Origin of the sequence: Streptomyces sp. URMC 123 (assembly GCF_051386515.1) — a bacterium.
Taxonomy (GTDB): Bacteria; Actinomycetota; Actinomycetes; order Streptomycetales; family Streptomycetaceae; genus Streptomyces.
In genome coordinates this window covers 1-12,432 of record NZ_JBPQTV010000188.1, presented here as the reverse complement: position 1 = coordinate 12,432, position 12,432 = coordinate 1, and the positions used below count along the sequence as shown (strand labels likewise).

Genomic DNA, 12,432 nt, shown 5'->3' with positions numbered 1-12,432 from the left:
GTCCCCGCACCCGCCGCGGCACGGGCAGCCGGCCCCCATCCGCCCCCTCGACCTGGGCGCTCCGCTGACCGACGGGCCCACGCGGCCCGCGGCCACCCGCCGGCCCGCCGACAGGGGTGCCCCCGACAGGGGCACCCCGCAGGCGGGCACTTCTCACCCGGGCGCCCCACAGACCTGGGACGACGGGCTGATCGCGCGCCGGGCTCGCCCCAGGAACGACCGCGCGCGCATCGACGAGGACATCGACGACAGCCTGGACCTCGTCAACGGCCGGGGCCGCTACGCCCGCTACGGCCCCGACGCCGGCATCGACCCCCGGCCCGACGCGCACACGACCGGTGCGGACGCGCCCTTCAGCAGTACGGATGACCGCTTCACCGGTACGGGGTCACGGTTCGGCAGTACGGACGCTCACCCGGAACACCTCGACCCGGGCCCCGGCATCACCGGGCCCGGCGGCAGCGGTACGGACCCGCGCGGCAACAGTACGGAGGCGGACAGCGCCCGTACGGACGCCCACGCCCCGTACGGCGACGCGCGCACCCCGTACGGCGATGCGCGGACTCCGTACGGCGACGGGCGGACCTCGTACGGCGACGCGCGCCCTGAGACCGCCGGCAGCGGCGGCCCGCACGCCCGTAACGGCCGCCACGCGCCCCCGGGCTCCGGATCGGCGCACGACAGCGCGCCGCCCCCGTCCGCAGCGGTTACAGCCGTGAGCTGCGGCTGCGCCTGGACGCGCTGCGCGAGCTGGTGGGGCTGTCGCGGACCCGGCTCGACGGGCGCACGCTCGCCGAGGCCGGCCGCGTGCTCGACGAGGCCGCCGCCCGGCACCGGCTCTCCCTCGATCACACGGTGGTGGCCGTGGCGGGGGCGACCGGCAGCGGCAAGTCGACGCTGTTCAACGCCCTGGCCGGGGGCACCGTGTCCGAGGCGGGCGTGCGCCGCCCGACCACCTCGGCACCCATCGCCTGCGCCTGGTCGGACGGCGCCGAGGGCCTGCTCGACCGGCTCGGCATCCCCGTACGGCTGCGCCGCCGTCCCCTGCGCGCCCCCGAGACGGCCATGCGCGGCCTGGTCCTCATCGACCTGCCCGACCACGACTCCGCCGTGCCGGGGCGGCGCGAGCAGGTGGACCGGCTGCTGGGCCTGGTGGACGCGGTGCTGTGGGTGGTGGACCCGGAGAAGTACGCCGACGCGGCCCTGCACGAGCGCTATCTGCGGCCGCTCGCCGGGTACGCCGAGGTCACCTTCGTGGTGCTCAACCAGATCGACCGGCTGCCGGGGGACAGCGCCGACCACGTACTCGACGACCTGCGGCGGCTGCTGGACGAGGACGGGCTCGCCCTGGGTGAGCACGGTGAGCCGGGCGCGACAGTACTGGCGGTGTCCGCGCTCACCGGGCACGGCATCGCCGACCTCCGGGAACAGCTCGGGCGCTTCGTCGCCGAGCGCGGCGCGCCCGAGCGGCGCGTGGCGGCGGATCTGGCGGGGGCGATCGAGCGCCTGCGCACGGTCTACCTCGCGGACGGCTGGGTGGGTCTGACGGAGGCGGCCCGCGCGGAGTTCGAACACCGGCTGGCGGACGCGGTGGGGGCGGTGGCGGCCGGGCAGGCCGCCGAACGGGAGTGGCTGCGGCAGGCGGAGCTGGCCTGCGGCGCCCCGTGGGCACAGGTGCGCCGCTGGTACCAGGAGCGGCGCGGCGACGGCCCGGCCCGCGTGGTCCGGCCGCCGCTGCCCGCGCACGGCCCTGCCGCGGCGGCGGACCGGCTGGGCGGCGATCTGACGCGGTGCGCCGCGCGCCCCATGGTCGAACACGCGGTGCGCAGGGTGGCGGAGGACGCGTCGGCAGGACTGCCCGAGCCCTGGGCCCTGGCGGTCCGGGAGGCGGCCGTGCGCGGTGCGGAGCGGCTGCCGGAGGCGCTGGACGCGGCGGCGGCCGGCGCGGCGAAGGCGGCCGCGGCCGTGGCGGGCGGCGGACCCGCACGGGAGCCGGGCGCGGCGAGCGGGCCGGGGGCCACGACGGCGTCCGGAGCGGTCCCGGCCCCGATGTACGCCTCCCCGCCCGGGAGCGGGGCGGCCGCCGCGGGTGCGGGTGCGGGGGCCGGGGCCGTCGGCGCGGAGGCCGTCGCGGGGGCCGGGCCGGGAGCGGCGCCGCCGCCCGCGCTGGTGGCCGCGCGGGGACCCGTGGCGGCGGCGGTGCCCTCGACTGCCCAGTCGGCCGGACAGTTGCCTGTCCCCTTGGCCTCGGACAGGGGAGCGATGCCGGCCGGGCGCGCCGCGTATCGCGGCCCTCACCATGGGGCGGCCGCCGGCGCGGGCCCGTCGGCCGGTACGGCGGCGGGTTCCGACGCGCGTCGGGGGGCGAGCCTCCGGGCGGTTCTCGGGCGTGAACGAAGCCTGGAAAGAGGCAGGGACCGGGGCAGGGGCAGGGGCGGCAGGGGCTCGGGCGGCGGTGCGACCGGAATCGGACCCGCCGGCTCCGGCAGGCGGGGGGCGCCCGGAGCACCGGGGGCGCCCGCAGGCGCGCGGGGTACGGGTTCGGCGGCGGCCCGGTCCGCGAGGCCGGGCTGGTGGTCGGCCGCCGCGGCGGTCCAGGGCCTGCTGATGATGGTGCAGATCGTCGGGGCCCTCTGGCTGATCGCGACCGTGATCACCCGCCCCGGGTACGACGACTGGTGGGAGCCCGCGCTGATGATGGCGTGGGGCGTGGCCCTGGGGCCGGTGGTGGCGTGGGTGTGCCGGCTCGCGGCGCGCGGCCCGGCGCGGCGGTACGGGCAGGAGGCCGAGCGGCGGCTGCGCGGGGCGGCCGCGGCGTGCGGCCGGGCCCGGGTGCTGGAGCCGATCGCGGCCGAGCTCCTCCGCTACCAGGAGGTACGGGACCAGTACCTGGTGGCGGCCGGTGGGCCGGGCCGGATGTAGGAGGCGGGAGCCGACGGGCCCACGGCACCCGTGGCATTCGTGGCGTCCGCGGCACTCGTGTGGGTGACGGAGTTGTCCACAGCCGCGCCGTTGTCCACAGGCCCGAGCGAGCTTCGGCGATCGGCCCCAGCATGGAATCCGCGCGGCACACGAGGTGCCGACGGCGCGGCACCGGCCGCGCCGGGGAGCGCGTGACGCGGGGGAGGCGGATTCGGATGAACGACACCGTGTTGACGGTCGTGGGCAATGCGGCGACGCGGGTGGAGTGCTGGGAGGGGTCCGACGGGGCGGCGGTGGCCAAGTTCCGGCTGGCCACGACGGCACGCTGGTGGGACCGCCAGTCCCAGGCGTGGACCGAGGGCAGGACGAGTTTCTACACGGTGTGGGCGCGCCGCTCGCTCGCCGTCAATCTCGCGGCGTCGGTGGCCGTCGGTGAACCGCTGATGGTCCACGGGCGGCTGCGGGTGAGGGACGAGGAGCGCGGCGGCCAGCGGTGGGTGTCGGCGGAGATCGACGCCGTGGCCGTCGGACACGATCTGGCGCGCGGGACGGCGGTGTTCCGCAGAGTGTCCGCGGCGAAACCGGGCCCCGCGGCGGAGGGCGTAGCGGCCGACGCGTCGATGCCGGCCGTGCCGCCGGCGGAACCGTCCGGTCCACCCGGCGCGCCGGACGCGCCCTCCGCCGTGCCGGACGCCACCTCCGCCGCGCCGTCGGCGAAGCGCGAACCCGCGGAGGCCGACGCACTGGTGGCGGCGCCTTTCTGACGCCGCGTCGGCACCGGTGTGCGTGTCCGAGGGGCCGACATGCTGAGCAATCGTCAGCCGAGCCCATCCGGGCGGAACCGCTGGTCACTTCGTATCGGTTGTGAGCGATAACGACCACGGGAACCGGCTTGTGGAGATACCTGGGCAATCGCCCGGCCGCTGGATGCGGATTTGTCGATAATCCCAGGTCACCGGGCGTCAATGCGGTGATCACGGGATAACGATTCCGATTCGGATCGGTTGGGAGCTGTGAAGAGCGGGGATTTAGTCGCACTTTGGCGCCCTAGGATCTCCCTCCGTACTCACGGGGGCACTTGAGTTTGCTCGCGAGGCGTCCCCCCACGATCGCCTCGCCCGGAGGGGAACCCAATGATTTCTCTACGCAGGCGGCCGGGCCCTGCCCGCTGTGCCGCCGCGGTCCTGGCGTCCGGTCTGCTCGCGGCGGGTGCCATAGCCGCCGCCGCTCCGGCCGCCGCGGACGACGCGCTCCCCAACCCCGGTGGTGCCGAGGCCACCCTCAACGGCCTCAAGCTCGCCGACCGGGCCGTGATCACCGACGGCGGCAAACGGCAGGAGGTGGGCGCGGGCCTCTTCGAGATGGCCGTCGAGGGCGGGGGCACGCTCCAGACGTACTGCGTCGACGTCCACAACCCGACCCAGCGCCAGGCGAAGTACCGCGAGGCGCCCTGGAGTGCCTCGTCGCTCCAGGGGAACATCGACGCGGGCAAGATCCGCTGGATTCTCCAGCACTCGTTCCCCCAGGTGAACGACCTCACGGCGCTGGCGGCGAAGGCGGAGTCCGGCCCCCTCACCGAGCGCACGGCGGCGGCCGGGACCCAGGTCGCCATCTGGCGCCACTCCGACCACGCGAACGTCGAGGCCCTGGACCCGGCGGCGGAGAAGCTCGCCGACTATCTGGAGAAGAGCGCGCAGAGCCTCGAGGAGCCCAAGGCCTCGCTCTCCCTCGACCGGTCGGCCGTGTCGGGCCGGCCGGGGAGCCGGCTGGGGCCGGTCACCGTGCGCACCGACGCCCGCAGCGTGAGCGTCGCGCCCTCCTCGGCCGCCGCGGGCAGCGGGGTCAAGGTCGTCGGCGCCGACGGCAAGCCCGTGACCACCGCGGTCGACGGCAGCAAGCTCTTCTTCGACGTGCCGGCGAAGGCACCGGACGGCTCGGCGTCGCTGACGCTCCAGGCCGCGACCACCATCCCCGTGGGCCGCGTGCTCGTGAGCGACACCAAGAGCCAGACCCAGATACTGGCCGGTTCCAGCCAGAGCACCGTGTCCGCCACCGCCACCGCGAACTGGGCCGGCAAGGGGCCCGTCCCGGCGCTCTCGGCGGAGCGGAACTGCGCGAAGGGCGGGGTGGACCTCACCGCCGCCAACAAGGGCGACCAGCCGTTCACCTTCGAACTCAAGGGGGTGCGCTACAGCGTCCCGGCCGGCCGGACCGAGACGATCCACCTGCCCGTGCCCGAGGACCAGGCGTACAGCTTCACGATCAACGGTCCGGGCGGCTTCCGGAAGACCTTCTCCGGGATCATGGACTGCAAGACCACCGGCGCGGGCGGCCTGGCGGCCCTGAACCAGCCGAGGCCCGCCTCGGCGGGCGGCTCCACCGCGGGCTCGGCCGGCGCCCAGCCGGTCGGCGTCGACCTCGCCGCCACCGGTGGCAGCAGCGCCACCCCGGTGATCGCCTCCGTGGCCGTGGGACTGGTCGCCCTCGGGGGCGCGACGGTCTTCCTGCTCCGCAGGAAGGGGACGCAGTCCTCGGCCGAGTGATCAACCCCGGCGCGCCGCACCGGGCGCGCCGGGGGCCACCGGCGCCCGGCGCGGCGCCCGCGGCGACTATCTGGTTTCCGCCAAGCCCGAGCGTTGCGGCAAGATGGGGTGTATCTGCCCACACATCGATTGCCGGACGGTTTCTCTTGGCTGAGTTCATCTACACCATGCGCAAGACGCGCAAGGCGCACGGCGACAAGGTGATCCTCGACGATGTCACCTTGAACTTCCTGCCCGGCGCGAAGATCGGTGTCGTGGGTCCGAACGGCGCCGGTAAGTCCACGGTCCTCAAGATCATGGCGGGGATCGAGCAGCCGTCCAACGGTGACGCGTTCCTGTCCCCGGGCTACACCGTGGGCATTCTGCTCCAGGAGCCCCCGCTCGACGAGTCGAAGACCGTGCTGGAGAACGTCCAGGACGGCGTGGCCGCCATCAAGGGCAAGCTCGACCGGTTCAACGAGATCGCCGAGCAGATGGCGACCGAGTACACCGACGCGCTGATGGAGGAGATGGGCAAGCTCCAGGAGGACCTGGACCACGCCAACGCGTGGGACCTGGACGCCCAGCTCGAGCAGGCCATGGACGCCCTGGGCTGCCCCCCCGGCGACTGGCCGGTCACCAACCTCTCCGGTGGTGAGAAGCGCCGCGTCGCCCTCTGCAAGCTGCTGCTGGAGGCCCCCGACCTGCTGCTGCTCGACGAGCCCACCAACCACCTGGACGCCGAGTCGGTCCAGTGGCTGGAGCAGCACCTCGCCAAGTACGCGGGCACCGTCGTCGCGATCACCCACGACCGGTACTTCCTGGACAACGTCGCCGGCTGGATTCTGGAGCTCGACCGCGGCCGCGCCATCGGCTACGAGGGCAATTACTCCACCTACCTGGAGACCAAGCAGGCCCGTCTCAAGGTCGAGGGCCAGAAGGACGCCAAGCGCGCCAAGCGCCTGAAGGAAGAGCTGGAGTGGGTCCGCTCCAACGCCAAGGGCCGCCAGGCCAAGTCCAAGGCGCGACTGGCCCGCTACGAGGAGATGGCCGCGGAGGCCGACAAGGTCCGCAAGCTCGACTTCGAGGAGATCCAGATCCCGCCGGGCCCGCGCCTGGGCAACGTGGTCGTCGAGGTCAACAACCTCTCCAAGGCGTTCGGTGAGAAGGTCCTCATCGACGACCTGTCGTTCACCCTGCCGCGCAACGGCATCGTGGGCGTCATCGGCCCGAACGGCGCCGGCAAGACCACGCTCTTCAAGATGATCCAGGGCCTGGAGGAGCCGGACTCCGGCACCATCAAGGTCGGCGAGACGGTCAAGATCTCCTACGTCGACCAGTCCCGCGCCAACATCGACCCCAAGAAGACGCTGTGGGCCGTCGTCTCCGACGAGCTGGACTACATCAACGTCGGCCAGGTCGAGATGCCCTCCCGCGCCTACGTCTCCGCGTTCGGCTTCAAGGGCCCGGACCAGCAGAAGCCGGCCGGCGTGCTCTCCGGCGGTGAGCGCAACCGCCTCAACCTCGCGCTCACCCTCAAGCAGGGCGGCAACCTGCTGCTCCTCGACGAGCCGACCAACGACCTCGACGTGGAGACCCTGTCCTCGCTCGAGAACGCGCTGCTGGACTTCCCCGGCTGCGCCGTGGTCGTCTCCCACGACCGCTGGTTCCTCGACCGCGTCGCGACCCACATCCTCGCCTACGAGGGCGACTCGAAGTGGTTCTGGTTCGAGGGCAACTACGAGTCCTACGAGAAGAACAAGATCGAGCGGCTCGGCCCGGACGCGGCCCGTCCGCACCGCGCCACCTACAAGAAGCTCACCCGGGGCTGAGCGTGGCACGTCATCGCTACTCCTGCCCCCTGCGCTGGTCGGACATGGACGCGTTCGGCCATGTGAACAACGCCGTCTTCCTCCGCTATCTGGAGGAGGCGCGGATCGACTTCATGTTCCGACCGGCGCGGGAAGGCGGCGTGTCGTCGCTCGCCGGCGGTGCCGTGGTGGCCCGCCATGAGATCGACTACCTGCGTCCCCTGGTCCACCGGCACGAGCCGGTGACCGTGGAGACGTGGGTGACCAAGCTGGGCGCCGCCTCGATGACCGTCTCCTACGAGGTCAAGGACGAGGAGCAGGTGTACGCCCGCGCCCTGACGGTCGTGGTGCCCTTCGATCTGAAGGCCGGACGGCCTCGGCGGATCACGGACGAGGAGCGGGCGTTCCTCGAGCGGTACCAGGACGACAGCGCCGAGGGGGCCGTCGCCGCATGACGGCGCTGCACCTCGCCGATGCCGGGGAGGCGGCGGATCTCGCCGCCTTCCTGGCCCGGTTGATCCATTACGACCGGGCGGCGGCGGTTCGGCTCCAGGTGGGAGCGGGTGGCCCGCCGCGCCGGGCGCCCGGCCCGGCCCCCACCGGCGGTCCGGAAAGCCCGGCCCCGACCGGCGGTCCGGAGAGCCCGGCCCCCGCCGAGCGGGTGCTGGCCGTCTTCGGCCGGCCGGCCTCCTTCGAGGTCCTGGCGATCCGTACCGCGCGGATCGCGGCCGACCCGGCGTCGAGCGGGGCCGCCCCCCTGGACGTCACCGTGTCGGCGGGGCAACTCGCCGACGCCATCGACACCGCGCTCGCCGCGGGCCCCACACCCCCGGCCGCGCCGGCCGGTGACCCGGCGCCGCCGGCGCCGGTCCCCGTGCAGGCCGCGCCCCCCTCGGGTTCGGCGCGCCCGGCCGGCGGGCTCGTGGTGACCGTGCCGCCCGCCGTGACCGGCCCGCCCTGGGCCGGCGTGCTGCCGCCGCGCGGCGGCTGGCAGCGGGTCCCCGGGCTGCCCGGCCCGGACGCGATACGGGCCGCGGTGGCGGCGTCGGTCGCGGAGTTCCGGGCGCGCACCGAGGCGCTGCCCGCCGACCGGCGCACCCGCGCCGAGCTGGACCGCATCGGCCGGGAGCTCTGGTCGCGGACCCTCGGGGACACCGGCCTCCCGCTGCGGGCGGTCCACGCCGCCCAGTCGCTGGGCTTTCTGCGGCCGGCGGCGACGCGGGCCGCGGCCGGCGCCGCGCACACCGCGCACCGGCAGCCCGCCGGGGGAGCGGCGCGCACCGCCGTACTGGTACCGGAGGCGGAGGCCCCGGCCCTGTTCGCCTCGGGCGGCTGGCTGAGGCTGCGCACGCCCTATGGATCGATCGCCGTCCGCCGGGCGGGCCTCGGCGCCCTGCCCCTGAGCCCCACCCCCCGGCGCGCCTGAGCGCCGCCTGCGCGTTTCCCCAGGTCCCGGCCGTCCGGGCCGCGGCGGCCCCGGCCCGGCGCGGCCCGACGCCGTACGCCTCCGCGCCCCTGAGCCCCGGCGTTCTTGAGCCCTGGCGGGCTCGGTCAGCCCGCCGTGTTGACCATCGACGCGGCGGCGTACGTCAGATAGTTCCAGAGCTGCTTCTCCAGCTCGGGCGCGAGCTCCAGCTCGTCGACGGCCTCGCGCATATGGCGCAGCCAGGCGTCGTGCGCGGCGCGGTCCACGGTGAAGGGCGCGTGCCGCATCCGCAGCCGGGGGTGGCCGCGGTGGTCGCTGTAGGTGCGCGGCCCGCCCCAGTACTGCATGAGAAAGAGCGCCAGCCGCTCCTCGGCCGGGCCGAGGTCCTCTTCCGGGTACATCGGCCGCAGCAGCGGGTCCTCCGCCACACCCTGGTAGAACCGGTGGACGAGCCGTCGGAAGGTCTTCTCGCCGCCGACCTGCTCGTAGAAGGTCTGCTCCTGAACCGTGCCGCGCGGAATCTCATTCACGGTTCCATGGTCTCAGACGCGGGGGCGGAGGACGGAGGTCGTAGGACCCCCGCCCCGCCCCGCGCACGGCCCCGGCCCGGCGGGCCCGGCACTCGAAGGATCAGCCCCGGCACACCGTGATCGTCGTCCACGCGCCGACGTGCACGCGGTCCCCGTCGGCCAGGGGGACGGGTATGTACGGCTGGATCGGGTCCTCCGAGCCGTTGATGGTGGTGCCGTTGGTGGAGTTCTGGTCCACCACCGCCCAGCCGCCGTCGGGCTGCTGCACCAGCACGGCGTGCTGGTGGGAGACGCCCGGGTCCTCCGGCGGACGCGAGAGGTCGATGTCCGGGGTGTCCCCCGTGCTGTGCCGCCGGCGGCCGATGGTGACCTGACCGCCGGTGAGCGGATGGCGCTGCTCGGGCGAGTACGCGGGCAGGCTCAGGCTCGCCCCCTCCGGGCCGCTGCGGCCCATCATCGCCGTGAAGTACTCGCGGTCCGGGGCGATCACCGCGACCCACCCCAGGGCGGCGGACGGCGCCGGGGGCGGCTCGGAGGCGTCGTTGCCCGGCCCGCCGCTCGGCGGGGGAAGCGGCCAGTCGTCCGGCTCCCCGCCCCGGTTCCGGCCCGCGCGGGAGGGCGCGGGGGCGGGCGGCGCGGGCGCGGGCACGCCCCAGTCGGCGGAGGGCGGCCCCTGCGGATGCGGCTGCGGATGCGCGGGCGCGGAGGGGTGCGGCTGGTACGGAGCCTGCGCGGACGGGTGCGGAGGCTGTGCCGACGGGTGCGGCTGGTGCTGCGGCGGCGCCGGCGGATAGCCGTATCCGTAGCCCGCCGGCTGGTGCCCGGCGCCCTGCCCGCCCGGGGCCTCGTGGCCCGCACCCGGCGCCGGGGGCGGCGGCGGGACGGGGGCCGGGGGAGCGCCCGGAGCCCGGCCGTCCGCGGCCCCGGCCCCCGGGGTCCGGCCGCTCGGCTCGGGGAACAGGGGTTCGGCGGGACGGTTCACCTGGGACGGCCGCGAGCCGTGGTACTCGTAACCACCCGGCGGCGGGCCGGGAGGCGCCTGCGGGGCCGGCGGGCCTTGCGGCGCGGACAGCCCCTGCGGTCCCTGCGGCCCCTGTGACCCCGACGGCCCCTGCGGGCTGTACGAGGTCGGCGACTGCGTCAGGAAGTTGTAGCGGCACTCCTCGCAGAACGGCGCGTACGCCTCGCGCGGGGTGTGGCACTGCGGGCACAGCTCCGCCTGCGCCGTGCGCTCCGGGTCGTACGAGCCGTCCGACCCATGGGGCCCATGGGCCCCATGGGCCCCGTGGGACACCTGGGGGCCGTGTGACATCTGGGAGCCCTCGGACCCGTACGGGCCCCCCGGCCCGTACCACGCCTCCGAGCCGTAGGACCCCTCCTGGCCGTACGAGCCCGGTGAGCTCGGTGAACTCGGTGAACTCGGTGAGCTGGGCGAGCTGTAGGACGAGGGGCCCGGCGGCTGCGGGGCGGCGGGGGGATAGCCGTAGCCGTACCCGGCGGGCGGGACCGGCGCCGGCGGCGGACCGGGCGGCGCGGCCGGTGCCTGCTGACCGGGCGCGGCCGGTGGCGCGGCCGGCGGGGGCGGTACGGGGCCGGCGGGCGGCGGTGGCACGGGACCGGCGGGCGCGGCGGTGCCGGCCATGCGGTGCCCGCAGACCTCGCACCAGTCGTCGGAGCCCGACTGATGACCGTTCGGACAGGTCGACATGTCGGTTCTTCCCCCTCTCACCCGGCCCCTCGCCGGACCGTCTCACCCGGCCCCCGGGCCGCCTCACCTGGTGGCCCGGACCGACCGGACCTGCTACTTCTTGACACGAACCGTCTTGGTTGAGCGCGTTTCGAGCGTCATCTCGTCCGCTTCCGCGACCTTCGGTTTCAGTCGCACAGTACCTGTCCGGGCGTCCACGACGTCCACCACCTTCGCCAGCAGTTTGGCGGTGTCCTCGTTCCCCAGGGCGCCGGCGAGCTGGACCGCCCTGCCCAGTTTGGCGGTCGCGCCGTCCGCATCGCCCGACTTTCGCGCATCCAGTCCCTGTTGGATGACTTGTGCCAGTTCGGCTTGCCCGGTGTAGTGCGCCACCTGCGGGTTGATCCGGGTCGAGGAGGCGAGGTCATCGGTCCAGACGGCCCGGATCAGGCCCTGCGAGAGGGGCCGCGGCGCCTGCCCGTCCGGGCCCGGGAGCACCAGGGAGGCCCGGGCCGCCAGCATCTCCTGCCCGACGGCCGCGCCGGGCACCCGTACGCACACGTGGTAGTCGCGGGACTCGTCGCCCCAGGAGCCGGTGGGGTAGTCCCCGATGCGCGGCCCGGCGTCGGTGCGCCGGCCGGTCAGGTCCTCCACCGCGGGCGCGACCTGCTTGACGAAGACGATCTCCGCGCCGGCCGGGGTCCACAGCCGCAGGCTCACGTCCGCGACCTCCTTGCCCATGGCCTTCTCCATCATCCCGGTGAAGTCCTCGGCGAGCCCGGCCGGATCGGCCACGATGTCGGCGGTGCCCAGCAGCGCGGAGGCGACCCCGGTGACCTCCTTGACCTCCCAGTCCGTCCCCACCCCCCGCGCGTCGCAGGTGAACCGGCCCGCGCAGGCGTCCAGCGTCGCCCGCAGCTCCTCCGGCGACTCGTGCTCGTTGCGGCCGTCGGTGAGCAGGATGCCGTGCCGGATCGCGACGTCCGCGCCGGACAGCAGGGTCTCGGCGAGCCGCAGCCAGGTGCCGATCGCGGTGCCGCCGCCGGCGGTCAGCTTGCGCAGCGCGTGCTTGGCCTGGCCCCGGGTGGTGGGGTCGGCGATTGCGAGCCGGCCGCCGCCCGGGTAGACCTCGCTCGCCTGGTGGGTGCCGCCGATCACGGCGAAGGCGACGCCGTCGCGCAGGGTGTCGATGGCGGCGGCCGTGGCGTCCCGGGCGTTGCGCATCTTGGTCGGCGGGTAGTCCATGGAGCCGGAGCAGTCGACCATCAGCACCACGGCGGCGGACGGGCCGGCCTCGGGCCGCCGCGGCCCGGGAACGGCCCCGGGGTCGGTCACCGGACGGCCGCCGCCGGTGCCGCCCCCGGTGGCGGTGACGGTCACGATGGCGTTCACCTCGCGGCCGCCCTCCGGGAGGTACTCGTTCTGATAGACCTCGACCGAGAACTGGGGCACGGTCGGCTTGGAGAGATGGGCCATCTGATCCGCTCCTCGGTGCGACGACGTTCTGCGACGGGACGATGGGCGGGACGGGGCG

General features: G+C 75.0%; 9 protein-coding genes. 6 read left to right on the top strand and 3 right to left on the bottom strand.

From position 1 onward, the window contains the following. Positions 1-753 precede the first annotated feature (753 nt). From ACSNOD_RS20635 to ACSNOD_RS20610, 6 genes are all read left to right on the top strand, one after another. Positions 754-2,922, top strand: a complete 2,169-nt coding sequence (locus ACSNOD_RS20635) for a GTPase (protein WP_436768470.1) — start codon at positions 754-756, stop codon at positions 2,920-2,922. 215 nt (positions 2,923-3,137) lie between these two features. After that, a complete protein-coding gene (locus ACSNOD_RS20630) occupies positions 3,138-3,686 on the top strand; it encodes a single-stranded DNA-binding protein (RefSeq protein WP_436768469.1) in 549 nt (182 codons plus the stop codon). 369 nt (positions 3,687-4,055) lie between these two features. Next, positions 4,056-5,465, top strand: coding sequence for a Cys-Gln thioester bond-forming surface protein (locus ACSNOD_RS20625; RefSeq protein ID WP_436768468.1), 1,410 nt, complete (start codon positions 4,056-4,058; stop codon positions 5,463-5,465). Positions 5,466-5,611: 146 nt separating this feature from the next. Next, positions 5,612-7,276: an energy-dependent translational throttle protein EttA gene (gene ettA, locus ACSNOD_RS20620; protein ID WP_436768467.1), complete on the top strand. Its 1,665-nt coding sequence runs from the start codon at positions 5,612-5,614 to the stop codon at positions 7,274-7,276. A gap of 2 nt (positions 7,277-7,278) precedes the next feature. Beyond that, entirely contained in the window at positions 7,279-7,710 is a 432-nt protein-coding gene (locus ACSNOD_RS20615) for an acyl-CoA thioesterase (protein WP_436768466.1), read from the top strand. Next, positions 7,707-8,681, top strand: coding sequence for a hypothetical protein (locus ACSNOD_RS20610; protein WP_436768465.1), 975 nt, complete (start codon positions 7,707-7,709; stop codon positions 8,679-8,681). Before ACSNOD_RS20615 ends, ACSNOD_RS20610 begins: the two co-directional genes overlap by 4 nt. 125 nt (positions 8,682-8,806) lie before the next feature. Here the strand turns inward: ACSNOD_RS20610 and ACSNOD_RS20605 are convergent, their stop codons facing one another. From ACSNOD_RS20605 to ACSNOD_RS20595, 3 genes are all read right to left on the bottom strand, one after another. Then, entirely contained in the window at positions 8,807-9,211 is a 405-nt protein-coding gene (locus ACSNOD_RS20605) for a globin (RefSeq protein WP_436768464.1), read from the bottom strand. A 100-nt stretch (positions 9,212-9,311) separates the two neighbouring features. Then, positions 9,312-10,919, bottom strand: coding sequence for an FHA domain-containing protein (locus tag ACSNOD_RS20600; RefSeq protein ID WP_436768463.1), 1,608 nt, complete (start codon positions 10,917-10,919; stop codon positions 9,312-9,314). A gap of 93 nt (positions 10,920-11,012) precedes the next feature. After that, entirely contained in the window at positions 11,013-12,374 is a 1,362-nt protein-coding gene (locus ACSNOD_RS20595) for a vWA domain-containing protein (protein WP_436768462.1), read from the bottom strand. Positions 12,375-12,432 lie beyond the last annotated feature (58 nt).